Source organism: Mammaliicoccus sp. D-M19 (assembly GCF_022386695.1).
GTDB lineage: Bacteria > Bacillota > Bacilli > Staphylococcales > Staphylococcaceae > Mammaliicoccus > Mammaliicoccus sciuri.
Map to the genome: position 1 here is coordinate 97763 of NZ_JAJNHW010000004.1, position 20751 is coordinate 118513.

At 33.9% G+C, this 20751-nt stretch carries 17 protein-coding genes and 1 pseudogene; 6 read left to right on the forward strand and 12 right to left on the reverse strand.

What is annotated here, in order from left to right; translation table 11 throughout:
* Positions 1-98: 98 nt before the first annotated feature.
* From LQ675_RS10145 to LQ675_RS10185, 9 genes and pseudogenes are all read right to left on the reverse strand, one after another.
* The gene (locus LQ675_RS10145) at positions 99-2099 is read right to left on the reverse strand and encodes a CocE/NonD family hydrolase (protein WP_075578393.1); all 2001 of its coding nucleotides are present in this window, start codon (positions 2097-2099) and stop codon (positions 99-101) included.
* A 94-nt stretch (positions 2100-2193) separates the two neighbouring features.
* A complete protein-coding gene (locus LQ675_RS10150; protein ID WP_075578392.1) occupies positions 2194-3957 on the reverse strand; it encodes an ABC transporter ATP-binding protein in 1764 nt (587 codons plus the stop codon).
* Entirely contained in the window at positions 3941-5731 is a 1791-nt protein-coding gene (locus LQ675_RS10155) for an ABC transporter transmembrane domain-containing protein (RefSeq protein ID WP_239727878.1), read from the reverse strand. Before LQ675_RS10155 ends, LQ675_RS10150 begins: the two co-directional genes overlap by 17 nt.
* Before the next feature lie 635 nt (positions 5732-6366).
* Entirely contained in the window at positions 6367-6993 is a 627-nt protein-coding gene (locus LQ675_RS10160; protein ID WP_048540705.1) for a LysE family translocator, read from the reverse strand.
* Between the two features lie 68 nt (positions 6994-7061).
* A complete protein-coding gene (locus LQ675_RS10165) occupies positions 7062-7868 on the reverse strand; it encodes a glutamate racemase (protein WP_107601813.1) in 807 nt (268 codons plus the stop codon).
* 15 nt (positions 7869-7883) lie between these two features.
* Positions 7884-8279, reverse strand: coding sequence for an acyl-CoA thioesterase (locus LQ675_RS10170; RefSeq protein ID WP_088592162.1), 396 nt, complete (start codon positions 8277-8279; stop codon positions 7884-7886).
* Positions 8280-8443: 164 nt separating this feature from the next.
* Positions 8444-9160, reverse strand: coding sequence for a YSIRK-type signal peptide-containing protein (locus tag LQ675_RS10175; protein WP_239753251.1), 717 nt, complete (start codon positions 9158-9160; stop codon positions 8444-8446).
* A 281-nt stretch (positions 9161-9441) separates the two neighbouring features.
* Entirely contained in the window at positions 9442-10884 is a 1443-nt protein-coding gene (locus LQ675_RS10180; RefSeq protein ID WP_239727893.1) for a 6-phospho-beta-glucosidase, read from the reverse strand.
* 13 nt (positions 10885-10897) lie between these two features.
* Positions 10898-12787, reverse strand: a pseudogene (locus LQ675_RS10185) (beta-glucoside-specific PTS transporter subunit IIABC).
* 154 nt (positions 12788-12941) lie between these two features.
* Here LQ675_RS10185 and LQ675_RS10190 point away from each other — a divergent pair.
* The gene (locus LQ675_RS10190; RefSeq protein WP_048540796.1) at positions 12942-13643 is read left to right on the forward strand and encodes a GntR family transcriptional regulator; all 702 of its coding nucleotides are present in this window, start codon (positions 12942-12944) and stop codon (positions 13641-13643) included.
* Positions 13644-13685: 42 nt separating this feature from the next.
* Here LQ675_RS10190 and LQ675_RS10195 read toward each other — a convergent pair whose 3' ends face one another.
* Positions 13686-14276 carry a histidine phosphatase family protein gene (locus LQ675_RS10195; RefSeq protein WP_239727894.1) on the reverse strand — a complete coding sequence of 197 codons (591 nt, stop codon included), beginning with the start codon at positions 14274-14276 and terminating at the stop codon, positions 13686-13688.
* A gap of 171 nt (positions 14277-14447) precedes the next feature.
* Between LQ675_RS10195 and LQ675_RS10200 the strand changes: the two genes are divergently transcribed.
* The 5 genes from LQ675_RS10200 (at position 14448) to LQ675_RS10220 (ending at position 19515) form a co-directional block, all read left to right on the forward strand.
* Positions 14448-15083, forward strand: a complete 636-nt coding sequence (locus tag LQ675_RS10200) for an FMN-dependent NADH-azoreductase (RefSeq protein WP_025906904.1) — start codon at positions 14448-14450, stop codon at positions 15081-15083.
* A 381-nt stretch (positions 15084-15464) separates the two neighbouring features.
* Positions 15465-16313 (forward strand): AhlS family quorum-quenching N-acyl homoserine lactonase, encoded by an 849-nt coding sequence (gene ahlS, locus LQ675_RS10205; RefSeq protein WP_048540794.1) that lies wholly within the window; start codon positions 15465-15467, stop codon positions 16311-16313.
* A gap of 26 nt (positions 16314-16339) precedes the next feature.
* Positions 16340-17470: a zinc-dependent alcohol dehydrogenase family protein gene (locus LQ675_RS10210; RefSeq protein ID WP_048540792.1), complete on the forward strand. Its 1131-nt coding sequence runs from the start codon at positions 16340-16342 to the stop codon at positions 17468-17470.
* Positions 17471-17826: 356 nt separating this feature from the next.
* Entirely contained in the window at positions 17827-19110 is a 1284-nt protein-coding gene (kynU, locus tag LQ675_RS10215) for a kynureninase (protein ID WP_048540790.1), read from the forward strand.
* Between the two features lie 27 nt (positions 19111-19137).
* Positions 19138-19515 carry a GtrA family protein gene (locus tag LQ675_RS10220; RefSeq protein WP_107610245.1) on the forward strand — a complete coding sequence of 126 codons (378 nt, stop codon included), beginning with the start codon at positions 19138-19140 and terminating at the stop codon, positions 19513-19515.
* A gap of 53 nt (positions 19516-19568) precedes the next feature.
* Here LQ675_RS10220 and lrgB read toward each other — a convergent pair whose 3' ends face one another.
* Complete coding sequence (lrgB, locus tag LQ675_RS10225) at positions 19569-20270, reverse strand: antiholin-like protein LrgB (protein WP_107610246.1); 702 nt, start codon at positions 20268-20270, stop codon at positions 19569-19571.
* Positions 20267-20683, reverse strand: coding sequence for an antiholin-like murein hydrolase modulator LrgA (lrgA, locus tag LQ675_RS10230; RefSeq protein ID WP_048540784.1), 417 nt, complete (start codon positions 20681-20683; stop codon positions 20267-20269). The genes lrgB and lrgA overlap by 4 nt, the downstream gene beginning before the upstream one ends.
* Positions 20684-20751 lie beyond the last annotated feature (68 nt).

Consider the following 20751-nt stretch of genomic DNA (forward strand, 5'->3'; position numbering starts at 1 on the left):
TCTTATATGTTATTTGAAAAAGAACATATGACTTTTCAAATATTAGCGCACGATATCTCTCAGTCTTCGTGCGTTATTCTTCTATTCAAATTTCATCTTCAAGTAAAGTCCCGTTCTATTTTCTTTTTCCATGTTTTTGAGAAGCATTGTTCGCCTTCATTATAAGCTACGACTTTATTATATAAGTAATAATAGTCTTCATCGCATGTCATTGTACTAAATGTTTCTACTTCAGTATCTATATCATCATCTTTAACGATCACTTTCCAATCACATTGGACTTTGGCTGATAATGGATCGTCTTCTTTAATTGTGTAGATATTTAAGTTCTCTGTTCCATATGTGATATGACTATCTTTTAACGTTCTCAATCCTTCATCTGAATAATCTCTTAATTCCCATTCATTGGTCGTTAACCGCTTCGTCACATCTCTCGTTCGAGACCCTTCTCTATGAATGATTTTTTCTAGAGGCCGGGCTGTTTCTGATAAAGGATAATCTAATTGAACTTCTTCAAAATGATTAACTAAAGGTAATATCAATTGTGAATACTCTAAATCCAATTTTATATTTGCTATCTCTTTGCTTGGCCAAATTTGTGGCCAATATGTAGGTGAGATAGACACTTCTATTTTATGTCCTGCTGGTACTTGATAGCCTATAACATCTAGTGGTACTTCTGCATTGATATACTCGTTAATCGGTAGTGTCTCTGGTGTTTCATGACTCTTATAGTGATTTAGATTCAGCTGACCTTTCGTAATCAATGTCTTCTTGCCGTTAGGATGCACGTCGGAAATACGCACATGTATATTGCCATAAGCACAATCTGATTTAACGTGAAGCTTTGCGACAGGTTGTCCAATGACATTCAATGTTTCACCATACGTTTCAACCATAAATGAGCATGCTAAAGCATTATCGATTGTTTGATCATCAGGTAAGTCCCCTTCTTGGCCAAAAGGACAGAACACGCCTGAATAAAGACCATGTTGTTGATTATTTTTCAATGTGATTTCTTGCGTCATACTACTAAAAATATCTTTCGACTTGATATCTTCTTTTAATAAATCTAGCCATTTTCCTTCTCGATAGTCGTATGAAGTTTGTGGTTCTACACTATCTTGAACATAAACAAGAAATTCATCTTTATGGTTAATATGTTCATCCGCTTCCATCCATTTGTCTAACCATGCGACAACTTCTTGTAAATATCCAAATTGAGGTCCAGGAATTGCGACATCTGGAAATTCATGTGCCCAAGGTCCTATAATACCTTTCTTTGGAACATTCAAATGACGCATTAAACGAAACACAGCATTTGTGTAGCCGTCAGCCCAACCACTCATCGTTAATACCGGAATGGAAATGTTTGAATAGTCTTCATTGATAGAACCGTGCTTCCAATAATCATCTCTTGTTTGATGACTAACCCATTCTTCCACAAACGGTGGTGTATGTTCTAAACGATCTAACCAATTTTCATACCAATTATCACCGAAATATTTCGGAAAAGCTGGTCGTGCATTATATGCAAACATCGTTGAAGCCCACCAAAGCATATCAGAAGCCATAAGCGTTCCGCCTTTATAATGAACGTCATCCGCGTATCGATCATCCGTTGAACATAATGAGATAATGGTCTTCAATGCTTCTGGTTGTCTCGTAGCAACCTGTAATCCGTTAAATCCTCCCCACGATTTACCGATCATTGCTACTGAGCCATTTGACCATTCTTGGTTTGTTATCCAATCTATAATGTCCAATGCATCATCTTGTTCTTGTAACGGATATTCGTCTTCGATAATACCTTCAGAATCCCCAGTTCCTCTTATATCAACTCGAATAGCAGTATACCCAAACCCCGCAAAATATTTATGTCTAATTTCATCCCGTAAAGCTGTAAATTCATCTTTTCTATATGGTAAATATTCTAATACCGCACCTTTAGTCTTAGTGTCAGTCTTAGGTTGCCAGATTTTAGCTGATAATTTCGTACCATCTTGCATCGTTATCCAAGTGTGATGAATCACTTCGATTTCATATGGAAATTGTGTTCGCTCAGTTATTTTATTATAATCTACATCAAAAACACCCATGTAAAATCCTCCTCTATTTATCTATTACTGTTTATTATACATAATTACATATATAAAAACTGACCAGACACTTTCGTCTGATCAGTTCGTGCTTTTATCCATTTTGAAGTAAATACATTTTGTGATAAATACCGTCTTGTTTAATCAACTCGTCATGTGTGCCTTTTTCAACAATTTCACCTTTATTCAATACAAGTATTTGATCGGCATCTTGAATAGTTGATAGTCTATGCGCAATCGCTAATGTTGTTCTGCCTTTTCTCATTTTTTCTAAAGATGCTTGAATTTGCGCTTCTGTTTCTGAATCAATATTAGCTGTTGCTTCATCCAGTATTAATATTTTTGGATCACTTGCGATTGTTCTTGCAAATGCTAACAATTGTCTTTCTCCACTTGAAAATGCACTACCTTTTTCGATTACTTTATGTTCATATTTCCCAGGTAATTTATTGATAAATTGATCTGCATTTACAAATTCAGCCGCTTCTTGCACTTTTTCAAAAGTCATCGTCGGGTGATACAATTTTATATTTGATGTAATCGTTCCATAGAAAATAAATGCATCTTGAAGCACAAGCCCAATATTAGATTTCATTTCCTTTTTTGGTATTTGCTTAATCGATTGTTGATCGATTAAAATATCACCTTGTTCAAATTCATAAAATCTCATAAACAAATTAATAATTGAACTTTTCCCGGAACCTGTATGCCCAACAAGTGCAACTGTTTCACCTGGGTTTGCGGTAAATGATATATTTTTTAATACATCTTTTTGGCCATCGTAACTAAATGTTACACCTTTAAATTCAATTTTACCATCAGTAATATGAAAATCTTGACACTCTTGTTGCTCGGGTTCAAGCATATCATTATCGATAAGTTTAAATACACGACTCGCTGATACGAGTGCTTGTTGAAGTACGTTTAAATTTTGACTGACTTGGTTAATCGGTTCAAAGAAACGCTCCATATATTGTACGAATGCAAATACAACACCTGCTGTAATGCCACCAGAAAAGCTCAATATACCGAAGTAACTTAAGATCATAATGACCGCAAATACAGAAATCATACTGATTGCCGGTCTCAAAAGTAAGCCATCAATTTTGACAGTCTTCATATTAAATTCATAGTGATCATCGTTAATTTCATTAAATTCTTTTTGTAATCTCTTTTCTTGATTAAATACTTGAATAATCCTCATACCTTCGATAGATTCAGCTAACTTCGCATTTAAATCTGATAAAAGCTGTCTCGCTTGAGAAAAGTATATAGCAGAATATTTTCTATAAAGTGCTAATATGACAACTATAATGGGTACAAATACAAGTGCCATTAAAGCCAATTTAAAATCTAAAATAAACATCATGACATAACTTGAAATAACCATAAATAATGCCATTAAAAATGATGAAAATACACCAATAAACATTTCTACAATGGCTTCCGTATCATTCGTTAACCTTGATACAATACTACCACCTGGCTCTTTATCAAAATAGCGCATGCCTAGTTGGCCAATTTTATCAAAAGCATCAATTCTTAATTGTTGAATGACTTTAAAAGCTAAATATTGAAATAAGTATACATTCCAATATGTTGTTACAGCACCGATGATTTGAACGACAAAGAATATCACAATAAGTAATGTCATATCAGATTCTGGAAATACACGCGGTGTTAAATAATCATCGATAAATACTTTTACTAAATAAGGTGTTGCGACACTTGCAACTGTCGAAATCGTCAGCATCAAGAAAGCAAGTGCAATGATACCTTTAAAGGGGAACGTATATTTAATTAATCTTTTGAGTACATCAAACTGATCTTTGGCAGTTAAATTATGATTTTGTGCCATCGTTGTCATCCCCCTTTGCCAATTCATCTAGACTACTCGCAAGCTTTTCATGTAACGCTTGTGATTGATACGTGTCATAATACCAACCTTTAAGATTCATCAACTCGTGATGTGTACCTCGTTCAATGATTGTGCCTTCATCCATCACGATAATCATATCAGCATGACTGACAGCACTCATTCTATGAGCTGTAATAATATTGGTCTTACCTTGTCTAACGTTCTGCATATTTTCAAGTATATGTTCTTCAGTTTCTGCATCTACTGCTGATAATGAATCATCTAATATCAGTACAGGTGGATTCATAATTAATGCCCTTGCGATAGATATCCTTTGCTTCTGACCACCTGATAATGATACACCTCTCTCACCGACAACTGTATCGTATCCTTCAGGAAAGCTTAATATATCTTGGTGAATATAACTAATATTACTTGCGTTATGAATGATGTCATCATCGATAGTAGGATCGCTAAAAGCAATGTTATTTCTTATCGAAGTCGAAAATAAAAAGTGGTCTTGAGGTACATAACCGAATTGCGCTCTTAAATGACGAATATCAAAATAACTCAATGGATGACGACCGTATATGATTTCATCTGCTTCTTTCGTATCAAATTCGCGTAATAATAAACGAATGATTGCACTTTTACCTGATCCTGTTCGACCGACAATGCCTAATGTAGTACTTTTTTCAATCGTGAAATGAATGTCATGTAATGCCACATTATCATCGTTTGGAAATTTAAAAGATTGAATGTCGACGTGAATATCCCCTTCAGGAATCATATCAGTCTTAACTTCCATATCGACATCATTTTGAACATTGGTAATTTCATTAATTCTTTCATATGATGCATGACCTCTTTGAACAATATTAAAGAATAATCCAAGTGCGAGCAGTGGCCAAACCATCATCCCTAAATAAGTTGTAAATGTAACAAGTTGTCCAATTGTAATATCATCTTGAATCACCATTCTTGCGCCAAAGAATATTGCTAAAAAATAACTGACACCAATTACTGACATAATGGTTGGATCAAACAACGCATCAATTTTAGAAACTTTTAAATTTTTGTATACGACATCATCACTAAGTTGCTTAAAATCTGCTTGATCATCTTTTTCATAACCGAATGTCTTTGTGACTTTTATCCCAGCAATACTCTCTTGAGTCTTATCATTCAATTGACTAAACGCAGCTTGTGCTTTTTTGAAACCGCGGTTAAGCAACTTTCCATAATAACTCGTTAATACAATCATAATAGGAAGTGGAATCATAACAATTAAAGTTAAACGCCAATCAACTGTAATCGCCATAGTAATCAGAACAGCACCTCCAGACATTAGTGAATCAGCAATTGTAAGAACGCCACCCCCTGCAGTATTCTGAACAGCTCTAATATCATTTGTAGCATGTGCCATTAAATCCCCAGTGCGTCTTTCTTGGAAAAAAGAAGGACTCATCGACGTATACTTGTGATACAGTCGCTCTCTTAATATCTTCCCTAATCTCATACTCGCCCCGAATATCATAATGCGCCAATAGTATCGAAATACATATGTTAATACAGCAGCAAGAAATAAAATGATGAGATAAATAAGAAGCGTCTTTCCCGTTAAAGTATTAAAGCTAATACCATCAATTACACGACCAATAATTTGTGGAGGCAACAAATCAATCAGCGCAACAAGTAATAAAATGAGAATGCCAAAAATATAATTTTTCCGTTCTTGTTTAATAAACCAGCCCAATTTTGCAAATACCTTCATAATCGTCCACACTCCCCTTATAACTACACATTTAAAATTTTAGCACAAAAAATTCATATAAAAATTGAAAGTTCGTAATTTTCATACATTTATATAAAAATCATCCGAATGGCGTATACGAGATTTTAGAGGTGAGGGAGATGAAGTGGCGAGGGTTCTGAGGTTCGGGGGTTCGGCGGTTTGGAGGAGGTATGTAGCTTGTTTCGGGAGTCTTGCAACATTCACAGCTCCAATGTTGCTAGTCATGCCTCACTTGCAATATTCAAGGCTCCAATGTTGCTAGTTACGTCCCACTTGCAATGTTCAAGGCTCCAATGTTGCTAGTCGTGCCTCGCTTGCAATGTTCACGGCTCCTATTTATCTTGTTTCACATGTCTTGATAAATACAAGCCTCCTATTTATCTTGTTTCACTCGTCTTGATAAATACAATGCCTCTATTTATCTTGTTTCACATGTCTTGATAAATACAAGCCTCCTATTTATCTTGTTTCACTCGTCTTGATAAATACAAGCCTCCTATTTATCTTATTTCACTCGTCTTGATAAATACAAGCCCCTTCATTCCACCTACTATTCCTCAATATAAAAAAATGGCCGGGACATCATTCAATGTCCCGAGCCATTTTATTCATCTTTATGATTTTGTACCGAATAGACTTATTCCTAATATGACAAATACTGCTCCACTTATTTTATTAATAATTTTTTCTGCTACGATATTATCTCTTAATTTTGTTGTTAAACTACTTGAAAAGATAGCAATGATAAATGATGTTATCGCACCCATTACTGCAAAAATACTGCCCAATATTAAAAATGGTATTGGTCCATACTGATTATCCACTGAAATAAACTGTGGAATAAAGGAAATAAAGAATAGTGCTACTTTAGGATTCGTAACGTTCGTGATCACACCTTGTACAAATAATTTTCTACGAGACTGATACACGGTCTTATTTATAGAGATTGAAGATTGTTTACTTATAAACATTTGTATACCTAGATAAATTAAATAAACTGCTCCGACAATTTTAATAATCGTGAACAAAACAACGGAAGTTTGTAAGATAACGGACAAGCCTAATCCTGACAGTATAGTATGAACGACTGCACCTACCGAAACACCTAATGCTGAATATATACCTGCATCTCTACCTTGTGAAATACTTCTATTTAGTATAAACATCATATCAATACCGGGTGTGATACAGATGATTAGCACTGTGATTAAAAACAGTTGAAAAGATACGATATCAAACATCATTTACCCCCTTTAAATTAATCGTTAAGATATACTAACATATAATCTAAAGTTGTAAAATGAAAATTTTAATTTATTTCAATTTTTTCAATGTCCAAGTCTATATTTAACTTTTCAAGTATGGATTCAAAACCTTCTATAGTATAGTTCTCATTTTCGGTTACTAATGTCTTAATCGTTCCATGGCCGTTGGAAGTGTATGATTCTGCTTGTTCAATAACAGTTTGAGCAGGATCAATAAACATGATATGTGGATATAATTCCTTAAAATAACTATACAACCACGGTAGATGTGTAGAAGATAATGTGAATATATCAATTTCTTCATGTTGGTCTAAAATATCATCCATAAAATTCTTCACAGTTATTAAAGTATGGTATTTATCTGATATAAATGATCCGTCTTCAACTAATTCAACTAAAGAAGAAGCATTAAATTGATATACATTTCCTGAAGAAACTTCATTGGCTATAAATTCATTTAATGCATCACTTTCAATTAAAGATTGAACACCTAAAATACCTATTTGTTTAGTAAAAGATTTTTCTAATGCTTCTTTCACTGGTGGATACACACCTATGATTTCAGTATCAAATTCATCTTTCAAACCATCTAGAATTGTAATCGTTGGTACATTAGATGCCACGACAATCAAACGAGGATTCCACTTTTCTAAATAATGAATGGTTTCCGTAATCAAAGTTTTTAATTCATCGATAGATTTTTGACCATAAGGAAACTGATTGCGATCTGCCAAATATATTAAATCTTGATTTGGGTATGTCTTTTTTAACAATTCTACAATTGAATAACTGCCAATTCCCGCATCAAAAACTGCAATAGGTTGAAATAACGTATCTTGATTATTTGTCATATATGCCACCCTAACTTAAATTTCTAAAAATACTTTCGGTGTTTGTGCTATTTTCTCATCCACCACATTATAAAATCCACCTTTTTGATATCCTGTACAATGCACTTTGTCCTCAGTAGCAATTTCGAATTCTAGTTCCCACTTCATTCTACTCACTTTAACTAACCAACATCTACCAACCGGTTTGTCATGAATCGTCAATGGTACTTTGTAGTCTGCCTCAGTCCTCATCAATATTGGTGATATATTAAATCTCATCATTTCTGAGTAAGTCATATATTGGTTGATAAAAGCCGTTCTTAAATCTTCAAACCATCTTACATAGACAATATTACTCACAATGCCCATAGCATCAATATCATAAACATTAATTTCGATTTCTTTTTCAGCGACTAATTTTCTCTCTTGCATTAAAAAGACTCCTTCATACATCATATTTTATTATTTCAAAATAACTTTATACATATTATCACTTAAAGTTATTCATTAAATCAACCTTTAGCAATACTAGGAATCTTTAAATACTTTTTGGTATTGAACATACCCTGATAAATAGTGTTCAATATCATCTATTCTTACTCTGTAACATCAGATTTATTATATAAATCTTTAGCAACTGTATCTACAACTTGAGTTCTCTCATTTTCTGCTGGTTGAACATTTGAATTGCCCTTAGCATTTGTGTCTTCAACTGCTGATGCTTCTTCTGTTATTTGAGCTTCTGGCGCTTTTTCTTCTGTGCTCACTTCTTCTGTTGTTTGAGCTTCTGGCGCTTTTTCTTCTGTGCTCACTTCTTCTGTTGTTTTAACTTCTTGTGCCTTTTCTTCTGTACTTACTTCTTCTGTTGTTTTAGCTTCTGGTGCTTTTTCTGTGCTCGCTTCTTCTGTTGCTTCAGCTTCAGGTGCTTTTTCTGTGCTCGCTTCTTCTGTTGTTTTAGCTTCTGGTGCTTTTTCTGTGCTCACTTCTTCTGTTGACTCAGCTTCTGGTGCTTTTTCTTCTGTTTGTCTATCAACCGTTCCATCTTTTAAACTTGGTTTTTCTGTTGATAATGATGGACTTTCTATGCTTATTTCACTATTTTCCCCATCATTTACATTGTTTTTTGATTGTGCTAGTACTGAATTCTCACTTGTTTGCTCACTTGCTTTCGCTTCATCAGCTAATCCAAATAATAATGTTGCACCAACCAAAATTGAAGCAGTACCAACAGTAAATTTTCTAATAGAATATTTATTAAGTCTATTAGAAATAAAATCTATTTTTCCGCTCCCTGATTTTGGTTTCTTTTTCATTCTACATTCCTCCTAATATATCAATTTAATTATTGATAAGTCATTTATATATTTGAGCACTTATCACAAAATATTATATTTTGTAAATTTAAATGATTCAATACTTTAATTTAAAACATATTATTTATATATAATATTTGTGTTGTACAACGTTGTTTAATACAACATATATTTTCCTTATAAATTTAAGTATGAACATATTTACAAAATTTCCTGTTTACAACATAAAAAAATCTCTTGTCATTTAATATAACAAGAGATTAATTCATTAAACTATTTTATTATTTAAGTTCTTCACCGTTTGTATCGATGACATTTTTATACCAATAGAATGAGTTCTTCTTAGTACGTTTTAATGTTCCTTTTCCTGCATTATCACGATCTACGTGAATTAAGCCATATCGTTTTTTCATTTCACCAGTTGTAAATGACACGATATCAATAACGCCCCATGGTGTATAACCCATTAATTCAACACCATCTTCATCAACCGCTTCTATAGACGCTTCTATATGTTCTCTCAAGTAATCGATTCTTTCTTGGTCATCTATCGTACCGTCTTCTTTAAATTCATCTGTTGTACCGAAGCCATTTTCAACGATAAATAATGGTAACTGATAGCGATTGTACAAAGCATTTAAAGTATATCGTAAACCAATTGGATCTATTGCCCAACCCCATTGACTAACTTTAATGTAAGGATTCTCTACTGAATTTGGTAATCCACCATTCACAACATTACCATCAACACTTTGTTCTGCATCATGTTTAACGACTGTAGACATATAGTAACTGAAGCCGATATAATCAACCGTACCATTTCTTAAGATTTCATCATCGCCTTCTTGCCACTTAATGTCGTAACCTTTTTTCTCGAACATTTTTAATGCATAACCTGGGTAATATCCTCTTACTTGAACATCTGGGAAGAAATATCTCAAACGACTTGCAACTTCCGCTTCTAAAATATCTTTAGGATTACATGAATATGGATAAATAGGTACGTGAGAAATCATGTTCCCAATAACAAAGTTTGGATTAATTTCTTTACCTTTTGATACAGCAAGTGCACTTGCGATTAATTCGTTATGCGCAACTTGATATAATACTTCTTCAGCATCATCTTCTTCTGTTAAAGTGACACCAGAATTCGTCCATAAGAATATTGGATTACTTGTATCCATTTGGTTATTAATCTCATTAAATGTCATCCAATATTTCACTTTATCTTTATAACGATTGAAGACAGTTTCAGCAAAATGCACGAAAAAGTCTACAACTTTACGATTTCTAAAGCCACCATATTCTCTTGCTAAATGTAATGGCATTTCAAAATGAGATAACGTTAATACAGGTTCAATGTTATATTTTAAAAGCTCATCTATCACATTATCATAGAACTTTAGACCTTCTTCATTCGGCTCTGTTTCATCACCATTTGGAAAGATACGCGTCCATGCAATAGATGTTCTTAAACACTTTAATCCCATTTCATTGAACAAACCAATATCTTCTTTATATCTATTGTAAAAATCAATACCTTCATGATTAGGATAATATTTGTCCGCTTCAACCTTTTCAGTAATTTCACGTGCTTTACCATGCTCACCAGCAGTCATCACATCATGAACACTTAACCCTTTACCACCTTGATCATATCCACCTTCGAATTGATTAGCCGCTAAAGCGCCACCCCATAAAAAGTCTTTGTTTAATTTAGCCATTTGAAACGCTCCTTTATTTTTTAATAATATTTAAAATAATATCGTCTTTATCGATTTTTGATTTTGTAGATGGTATTACTTCACTAAATTCTGCACTATTTGTCACTATAATTGGCGTTATTGTGTTATAACCTTGCTCTTCTAATGATAATTTATCAAATTCTATAAGTGGTGTTCCTGTTGAAATTGTTTCGCCTTCTGACACTAATACTTCGAATCCTTTACCATTAAGTTCTACTGTTTCTAAACCAATATGAATCAATATTTCTACTCCATCTAAAGTATTTATTCCAATTGCGTGTTTAGATGGTGCAATCATACTAATCTTTCCATCAACAGGGCTACAGACAGTATTATTAGCTGGTTCTATTGCAATACCTTTACCCATTAACCCCTCTGAGAACACAGGGTCTGGAACATCTTCAAGTTGTACAAGATTTCCTTCAACTGGAGCATTAATATCTAGTTCTAGTTCTTCATTTTGAGCAACTACATTAGATTGATTAGCATCTGCATCTTCAACTTGTTCTGTCGTATCTTCACCATAACCAAAAATCTGAATTAATATTATAGGTAGAACAATCGCAATTGCAGTACCTATTAAAATTCCCCATATAGATGATGCATTATCAGCACTATAACCATTTACAATTGTTAATGGCCCTGGTAATCCAGCGTATGCGTAATATTTCGGATTAAAGAAACTTGCCACAAACGCTCCTATTGCACCACTAATACAGGCAATAATAAATGGTTTCTTAAATCTTAAGTTAACACCATAAATTGCTGGTTCTGTTATACCAAATATACCTGTTATACCTGCAGATGATGCCACTCTCTTTACTTCTTGAGTCTTCGCTTTAATGACTACCCCTACAACTGCTCCTACTTGCGCTATAACAGCAATTGTTTGGTAAGCTTGGAATGAATCACTTCCGTATTGTTCAAAGTTAGCAAGTACCACTGGTGTAATACCCCAATGCACGCCAAATATTACAAATACTTGCCATACACCACCTATAATTGCTCCGGCAAGCCAAGGCGCAATTTCTACCAATGAATTATAACCATTTGCAATACCATGTGCCGCTAAAGTTGAAATAGGACCAATTACTAACAATGTCACAGGTACCATAATAATTATTGAAAGAAATGGTACAAACAATGGTCTAACTACTTCATGTATCGTCTTATTAAGGAATTTTTCTAAGTAAGATAAAATCCAAACAAGAAGTAATGGTGGTAGTACAGATTATGTGTATGCTGTTTCAGTTAGTGGCATACCAAACAATCTCACTGTTTCCCCATCACCGATTCTTTCAAGAATTGCTGAGAAATCAGGACTGACTAAAGCAGCCGAACATGCAATAGCTATGTACATGTTTACGTTAAAATGTTTTGAAGCCGTTATTGCAATAAAAATAGGTAAAAATGTAAATGGTGCCCATGATATAAAGTTAAATACTTCATAAGTTCCCGTTTTAGCAAATGAAGGCACAATCAAATTTATTAAGATAAGTAAACCTTGTAATATACCTGCAGCAGCTAAAATATAAATAAATGGCGCAAATACTGCTGACATTGTGGCAATGATTCTATTTAGAACACTACCTTTTTCTTCCGGTGCTTCATTATTTTGCTGGTTATTTGCGTTACCTAATAATTTTTCAAATGATTTATATACATCACTTACATTATTTCCAATAACAATTTGAAATTGACCATTATTTTCAACAACAGTCACAACACCTTCTATTTTCTTAACTTTTTCTTTAGCAGTTGGATCTGATCTTTTTAGTACGAGTCTTAGTCGTGTCGCACAATGAGTACTTTTAAGAACGTTATCTTCCCCACCAATAACATCAAGAATTTCTTTAGCAATTCTTTCGTTCTTGTTTGACATAATTACACCTCAATTAATTTATATTCTATTTTGTATACACTTACATTATAATTATACCGGTACAATTTGTAAAGATAGGTATAGATTTAGTTGGTGTTATTAATTTAACAAGTGCTATAATATGGGTAATATCTATCATAAAGTGGGGATTAATATGCTTAAGTACGAGCTTATTGCTGAACGTATTGAGTCGCTTATCAATAATGGGCATTATGAAGCTGGAGATAAATTACCGAGTGTTGAAGTTTTAAGAAGTGAATTTAACGTGAGCAAGAGTACGATTATCAATGCTCTCAAAAATCTAGAAAAAACAGGTTTAATCTATCAAGCTAGAGGCAGTGGCATCTATGTAAGAAATCCGAAAAGAGATGGATTTGTTAACTTGTTTACTGCTGATGGATTTTCAGATGAATTTAAAGGGCACGATGTAACGAGTAAAATCTTAAAAGTCGCGGAAATTCAACCTGAAGATGATATTAAACAACAATTAAAGTTAAAAGACAATGATACTGTTTATCTTGTAGATCGCGTTAGATATCTTGATGGAGAGGTATTCTGTATTGAAACTTCTTATTTTAGTAAGAATGTTGTCTTATACATGAATGAAGAAATTGCCAATGGTTCGATCTTTCATTACATTGAAAATAACTTAAAAGTCAAAGTAGGATTCACTGATATATATTTCAATATTGGTAAATTAAATAAAGAAGATGCGACACACTTAGAACTAAATGAAGGTGATCCTTCGTTAGAATATGAACAAATATTCTACACTAGCACAGGTATTCCTTTCGACTACTCTAAAATCATATTCCATTATGAAAATTCTAGATTCTATATACCTTCAATTAAATAATAGAACGGGACAGTCATCATGTACGATGGCTGTCCCGGTTTTTTATGCCATTTCTGTCGGATTAATGGCTTGTACAAATTTAAATGTATTGTCTTCAAATTCAAATTCTAGTATGCAACAATTGGAGAATTTCACTTCTTTAACTTTTTCAAATGGTAACCATAATTGTAAAAACATATATAATGCTCCCCCATGACTTACTGCTAAAATTGTATTGGCTTCGTCTATATTCATAATTTCTGTTAATGTTTCATTCATCCTACTTTGCAGTTCTTCACTAGACTCACCGCCATAATCAACAAAGAAGTCTCCATAAGAATTTTCACCCGGCTTATGTGGTGGATTTAATGTCTCACTTTCAGCTTCATAAAGCCCAAAGTTCCATTCTTTCAATCCTTTTAATCTTATATATGGCCTTTCTGGACATATAATTTCAAGCGTATCACTCGCGCGTTCTTGTGTAGATGAGTATAACGATTCAAATGTAATATTCGATTCATCGAAATATATTTTTGCCATACGTGCTTGTTCAATTCCTAATTGTGTTAAAGGTGAATCAGATGCACCTTGAATTTTTTTCTTCTCATTAAATAATGTTTGTCCATGTCTCATTAAGTATAATTTCTTACTCAAAAACCATCATCCCTCTTATCAAATTATCTTTCATTACATTTATCCTACCATTATTAAAACTTAAGTGTAAAATAACATTTATTTTCATGAGCATTCCTATTGCTTTGCTTAAAAATTTAAGTATAATAATTATAGTTAGTTTAATTTTTATCACAGAGGAGAAATATTATTATGTCACAAGTATTATTTATTACAGCTCATCCACATGATGAAACTGTTTCTTTTTCAATGGCAACAGCTAAATCATTTATCGAAAGTTATAAAGCTTCAAACCCAAATGATGAAGTCGTTCATATCGATTTATACAATTCATACATTCCACAAATTGATGCAGATGTATTTGCTGGTTGGGGTAAATTACAATCAGGACAAGGCTTCGAAGAACTTTCAGAAGGCGAACAAGGTAAAGTACGTCGCTTAAACGAATTAAGTGATCAATTTGTTAATGCAGACAAATATGTATTCGTTACACCATTCTGGAACTTCTCATTCCCACCAGTTATGAAAGCTTACTTAGATTCAGTATCAGTAGCTGGCAAAACATTCAAATACACAGCTGAAGGTCCAGTTGGTTTATTACCAGATAAAAAAGCATTACACATTCAAGCACGTGGTGGATACTATAGTGAAGGTCCAGCAGCTGACTTAGAAATGGGTCACCGTTACATCGGACAAATGATGAACTTCTACGGAATTACTGACTTTGACGGTTTAATTGTTGAAGGCCATAATGCTAACCCAGAAAAAGCAGAAGAAATCAAAGCAGACGCAATCGAACGCGCAAAAGCATTAGGACAAACATTCTAATTTAATATTGTAATATTGAACCTGAGTCATCATGCGATGACTCAGGTTTTCATTTATCGGCCTGTAAAGCTCGTTTTCGGGTCGATAAATTTTTTTATCGGCCTGAAAATCCTTTTTTCGGGTCGATATTTTATTTTATCGGTCCGGTAATCTTGTTTTCGGGTCGATAAATTTTTTTATCGGTCCGGTAATCCTTTTTTCGGGTCGATAAATTTTTTTATCGGCCTGGTAATCCTTTTTTCGGGTCGATAAATTTTTTTATCGGTCCGTATTCCAACCTCATCACCCTATTCAATCTCTTTTACACTTGTCTTTTTGATTGTTCTTGAAAACGATTACAACTATAATGTAATTATACACTAAAGATTGAGGTGATGATTTATGGTAAATGTAAATAATCAAGGAATAAAGCTTTATGTGCTCGATAATGGTCGTATGAGAATGGACAAGAATCTAATGATTGCTGGGTCTAATCAAGCTACTTTGGATAATCCTAATGCACCTAATGAAATGTTTGAATTCCCTATTTACACCGTATTTATTGATCATCCTGAAGCAAAGATTTTGTTCGACACAGCTTGTAATCCTAACTCTATGGGGGAAAACGGTAGATGGATTAACCAAACTCAAAAAGCATTCCCGTATACTGCTGATGAATCTTGCTACTTACCTAATAGACTTGAACAAATTAATGTCGATCCAAGCGAAGTTGATTATGTCGTAGCTTCTCACCTTCATTTAGATCATGCGGGTTGTCTTGAATATTTTACAAACGCAACTGTAATTGTGCACGATGATGAACTTAATGGAACGATGCAGACTTATGCGCGTAACCAAAAAGCTGGTGCTTATATTTGGGCGGATATTGATGCTTGGATTAAAAATGATTTAACATGGAAAACGATTAAACCTTATGAAGATAATTTAGAAATTGTTAAAGGAGTTAAAGTACTGAATTTTGGTAGTGGTCATGCATGGGGCATGATTGGATTAGAAGTAGAAACTCAGGAACTCGGAACACTGATATTGGCTTCAGATGCTATTTACACAGCTGAAAGTATGGGAGACATTTTAAAGCCACCTGGTATTTTATATGATTCTATTGGTTGGGCAAGATCTGTTGAAAAGATTAAAAAACTCGCTAAAGAGAAAAATGCACAAATTTGGTTCGGCCATGATGGCAATCAATTTGAAGGCTTTAGAAAATCAACAGATGGATATTACGAATAATGTTAATCATATAGGAGTGAAAGCTAATGAAGACACGAGCAGCGGTATTGCACGAAATGGGTTTACCTAGTCCATACTCAGAAAGTAAACCATTAAAAATTGAAACACTTGAATTAAATAAACCGAATCAAAATGAAGTGCTCATTAAAATTGGAGCGGCAGGTTTATGTCATTCAGATTTATCTGTTATTAATGGAAGTAGACCACGCCCTACTCCTATGGCACTTGGACATGAAGCGGCAGGAGAAATCATTGAAATTGGAGACAACGTAACAAACTTTGAAGTTGGTGATCATGTTGTCTGTACATTTATTCCAAACTGCGGTCATTGTCTACCATGTAGTGAAGGTAGACCTGCACTATGTGAGAATGGCGCCGCTTCTAATGAGCAAGGAGAACTACTTGATGGTGGCATAAGACTACATAATGATGAAGATAATATGCATCATCACTTAGGCGTTTCTGGCTTTGCAGATTATGCTGTTGTTTCGCAACACTCTATCGTTAAAGTTGATAAAGACATTCCTTTTGAAAAAGTAGCCATATTTGGATGTGCTGTTATTACAGGTATAGGTGCAGTTATTAATACAGCACAAGTAAAACCTGGCAGCTCAGTTGCAGTTGTTGGATTAGGCGGTATCGGTTTGAATGCAATTTTAGGCGCTAAATTAGCTGGAGCAGGAGAAATCATTGCATTAGATATTAATCCAGGCAAATTTGAATTAGCTAAAAAACTCGGTGCAACTGCAACTTTTAATTCAGGAGACGATGATGTTGTTGAACAAGTTAAAGAATATGTAAAAGGTGGCGTTGAATATGCATTTGAAACTGCCGGTGTAGTGCCAGCAATGGAGGTTGCTTACAAAATCACTAAACGTGGTGGATCAACAGTAACAACAGGATTACCAGACCCTAAACATGAATTTTCATTTCCACAAGTTACTTTAGCAGCAGAAGAAAGAACCATTAAAGGTTCATATGTAGGTAGCTGTGTACCAATGAGAGATATCCCAAGATTTATCGCGCTTTATAAACAAGGTCGCTTAGATATTGATTCATTACTAACAGACACTTTGCCTCTAGATGAAATTAATGAAGGATTCGACCGACTAGCAAAAGGAGACGCCGCAAGATTAGTAGTCAAAATGAATAATTGATAACTGAGATAAGAAATATGGACCGATAATTTTTCGTATCGGTCCATATTTATCGTTTCTGGACCGGTATTTATTTTTATCGGTCCAGAAACTCCATTTTCGGGTCGCTATTTTTATTTATCGGCCTGAAAACTCCATTTCCGGGTCGCTATTTTTATTTATCGGCCTGAAAACTCCATTTCCAGGTCGCTATTTTTATTTATCGACCTGAAAATCCCAATCCCAACCTCACACTTCCTGCCCACACCTCTCTCCTACATCCACCCATCACATATATCATTATCTTTGTGACTTTTACATGGAAAGTATACAATTATATTTAAAGAATGATTCATTATTTATAAGGGGATGAACAAATGGATACTTCATTTAATACAACAAAAGAATTTGCCGAAGCTTTGGATAAAGCGGATGTGTTATATCATGTTCGTGATCGATTTTATATACAGCCTAACGAAATTTACATGGATGGGAATTCTTTAGGTCTTGCTTCTAAAGATGCTGAGGCATCATTACTCAATGCGTTAGAAGATTGGAAAAAAGAAGGTATCAAAATTTGGAATATTGAAGACAGCAAATACTATCATTATTCTAAGCACATTGCTTCAAACATGGCGCCATTAATTGGAGCCAGTCCTGAAGAGGTAGTTGTCGTTGGTAGTACGACATCCAATATACATCAAGCTATCAGTACTTTTTACGAACCAACTAAAGATAAATACAAAATATTAGTTGATGACTTAAACTTCCCTACTGATCGTTATGCAGTAGATAGTCAAGTGCGCCTAAAAGGATTAGATCCAGACGACGCAGTTAAAGTTGTTAAAAGTTCAGATGGTGTATTCATTGATGAAGATGCCATTATTGAAGCAATGACGGATGATGTTGCACTTATTCTATTGCCTACTGTACTCTATCGAAGTGCCCAAGTATTAGACATGGCAAAAATTACAATGGCTGCAAAGGAACGTCAAATCATCATTGGATGGGACTTATGTCATGCAATCGGCGCGATTGAAATGGACTTAACTCAAATTGATGCAGATTTTGCTGTATGGTGTACATATAAATATTTATCAGGCGGACCTGGTTCAACTGCCGGATTATATATCAATAAGAAACACTTTAATCGCAGTCCTGGTACTGCCGGTTGGTTTGGGAATAAAGACGAAACACAATTCCAACTTAATCATACATTTGAACATCAACGAGATGCTTCAGGGTGGCAAGTTGGAACCCCAAATATTCTATCTATGGCACCGTTAGAAGGTGTACTTAACATTTTTAACGAAGTTGGCATGCATGCTATTAGAACAAAATCACTTCATATTACGTCATATTTAATGTATTTAATTGATGAAAAGTTAACCGACTATGGTTATTCAATTGGGAACTTACGTGATGATTTTAAACGAGGTGGACATATTTGTTTAGTGCATGATGAAGCATATAGAATCAGTTTAGCGTTAAAAGATAAAGGCGTCATTCCTGATTTCAGAGAGCCAAATGTTATTCGATTAGCACCTATTGCTTTATATACATCTTATGAAGAAGTATATAAAGTCGTTGAGATTTTAGAAGAAATTGCACAAGATCATTTATACGAACAATATAGTACTAAACGTGGCCTGGTCGTATAATAAATCGCGTACTTAAGGAGTAACTATATGTTCAAGAAATACGGTGAAATGATTCGATTTATACTTGTAGGTGGCATCAATACAATTAATTATTATTGGATATATTTATTATTATTAAAAGTGCTCGACATTCAATATTTAGTGAGTCATATATTGAGTTTCATAATAAGCTTTATCATTTCATTTTATTTGAATTGTTATTTTGTTTATCGTGTTCAACCTACCGTGAAAAAATTCATTCAATTTCCTATTACACAAGTTGTAAATATGGGATTACAAACATTATTATTATTTGTGTTTGTACAATTACTTCATGTAAACGAAACTTTTGCACCATTTATCGGATTAATTTTTACAATTCCTATAACGTTTATATTATCTAGATGGATATTAGTAGATAAATAAAACCACAAGCGCCCGTAACATGTTTATGTTACCAAGGCGCTTGTGGTTTTATTCTATAATAAGAACATAACAAAGAATGGAACGACTGCTACCACTACAATACCAACTAGAACGAGTGAAATACTGGCCATTGATTCTTCTACTTCACCTAATTCTTTTGCTGCAGCGACACCGAGTGTGTGTCCACTTGTACCTAAGGCTAACCCTCTCGCAATCGGATTTGTAATATTAAAGAGTTTCAATAATTTATTACCTAATGCCATAATAATAACGGCGTTTAAAATCACGGCTAACGATGTAAGTTCTTTAATACCTGAAATACCTTCTGAAACTGGCAATGCAATTGCAGTTGTTGCTGCTTGTGGTAACATTGATGCGATAATATCATCACCAAATTGGAATGCTTTTGCTACAATATAAATAATAACAAGTGCTGCTACTGTTCCGATTGCTATACCACCCATGATATGATGCCAATGTTTTTTAAGTACTTCACGTTTTTTGTATAAAGGAATTGCGAAACAAATTGTTGCTGGTTCTAGGAAGAAATTAATAATATCTCCACCTATTTTGTAATTTTCATATGGTATGCCTGTCGCTTTTAAAAATACAATGCCACCAACCATACTGAAAAATAATGGTGCAAACAAGAAGAATCCATTTGTTTTTTTAAATAAATAAGTACCGACTAAGAATAATGTTACAGATAATCCGATACCGAAATATGGTGTATTAAGGCCAAAATGTTCCATCATGCATAATCACCTGCCACGCGTTTATTGTTAATTTCTTTCGTACGTTTAGCTGATTTTTCACTTGGTTTAATAATCATTTGTGAAAAGATACCCGTACAAACAAGTAATAAAATTGTAGAAATAATAATCAGTAATATGATAAGTATTGGACTCGTACTTAAAATTCCTAATGAGTTGATTACTGAAATACCCGCTGGAACGAATAAGAATCCGATATTATTCGTCAATGCTGTACCAACCGCTTCTACTTGTTCTAACTTGATAACACCTGTCGTCAATGCGATAAACATCAGCACTAATCCGATAACAGATGCCGGCATTGGTATAGGCATAAAGCTTTCTATGACATGTGAAATTAATAATACAATTGATATTGTTAATACTTGATGAAAGAAGTTATTGACTTTTTTCATTTTGACAACCTCCCGAAGTAATCTCTTAAGGTTATCTTAATATGAAAATCATTTTTTAAAGCGTTTTC

Excerpts from the sequence above, each read along its gene's own strand:
- lrgA (WP_048540784.1), bottom strand. The coding sequence starts at position 20,683 with ATGAAAAAAGTCAATAACTTCTTTCATCAAGTATTAACAATATCAATT.
- LQ675_RS10155 (WP_239727878.1), bottom strand. The coding sequence starts at position 5,731 with ATGAAGGTATTTGCAAAATTGGGCTGGTTTATTAAACAAGAACGGAAA.
- ahlS (WP_048540794.1), top strand. The coding sequence starts at position 15,465 with ATGGTAAATGTAAATAATCAAGGAATAAAGCTTTATGTGCTCGATAAT.
- LQ675_RS10145 (WP_075578393.1), bottom strand. The coding sequence starts at position 2,099 with ATGGGTGTTTTTGATGTAGATTATAATAAAATAACTGAGCGAACACAA.
- LQ675_RS10175 (WP_239753251.1), bottom strand. The coding sequence starts at position 9,160 with ATGAAAAAGAAACCAAAATCAGGGAGCGGAAAAATAGATTTTATTTCT.
- lrgB (WP_107610246.1), bottom strand. The coding sequence starts at position 20,270 with ATGATGGAACATTTTGGCCTTAATACACCATATTTCGGTATCGGATTA.
- LQ675_RS10210 (WP_048540792.1), top strand. The coding sequence starts at position 16,340 with ATGAAGACACGAGCAGCGGTATTGCACGAAATGGGTTTACCTAGTCCA.
- LQ675_RS10150 (WP_075578392.1), bottom strand. The coding sequence starts at position 3,957 with ATGGCACAAAATCATAATTTAACTGCCAAAGATCAGTTTGATGTACTC.
- LQ675_RS10170 (WP_088592162.1), bottom strand. The coding sequence starts at position 8,279 with ATGCAAGAGAGAAAATTAGTCGCTGAAAAAGAAATCGAAATTAATGTT.
- LQ675_RS10220 (WP_107610245.1), top strand. The coding sequence starts at position 19,138 with ATGTTCAAGAAATACGGTGAAATGATTCGATTTATACTTGTAGGTGGC.
- LQ675_RS10180 (WP_239727893.1), bottom strand. The coding sequence starts at position 10,884 with ATGGCTAAATTAAACAAAGACTTTTTATGGGGTGGCGCTTTAGCGGCT.
- LQ675_RS10160 (WP_048540705.1), bottom strand. The coding sequence starts at position 6,993 with ATGTTTGATATCGTATCTTTTCAACTGTTTTTAATCACAGTGCTAATC.
- LQ675_RS10165 (WP_107601813.1), bottom strand. The coding sequence starts at position 7,868 with ATGACAAATAATCAAGATACGTTATTTCAACCTATTGCAGTTTTTGAT.
- LQ675_RS10200 (WP_025906904.1), top strand. The coding sequence starts at position 14,448 with ATGTCACAAGTATTATTTATTACAGCTCATCCACATGATGAAACTGTT.
- LQ675_RS10190 (WP_048540796.1), top strand. The coding sequence starts at position 12,942 with ATGCTTAAGTACGAGCTTATTGCTGAACGTATTGAGTCGCTTATCAAT.
- kynU (WP_048540790.1), top strand. The coding sequence starts at position 17,827 with ATGGATACTTCATTTAATACAACAAAAGAATTTGCCGAAGCTTTGGAT.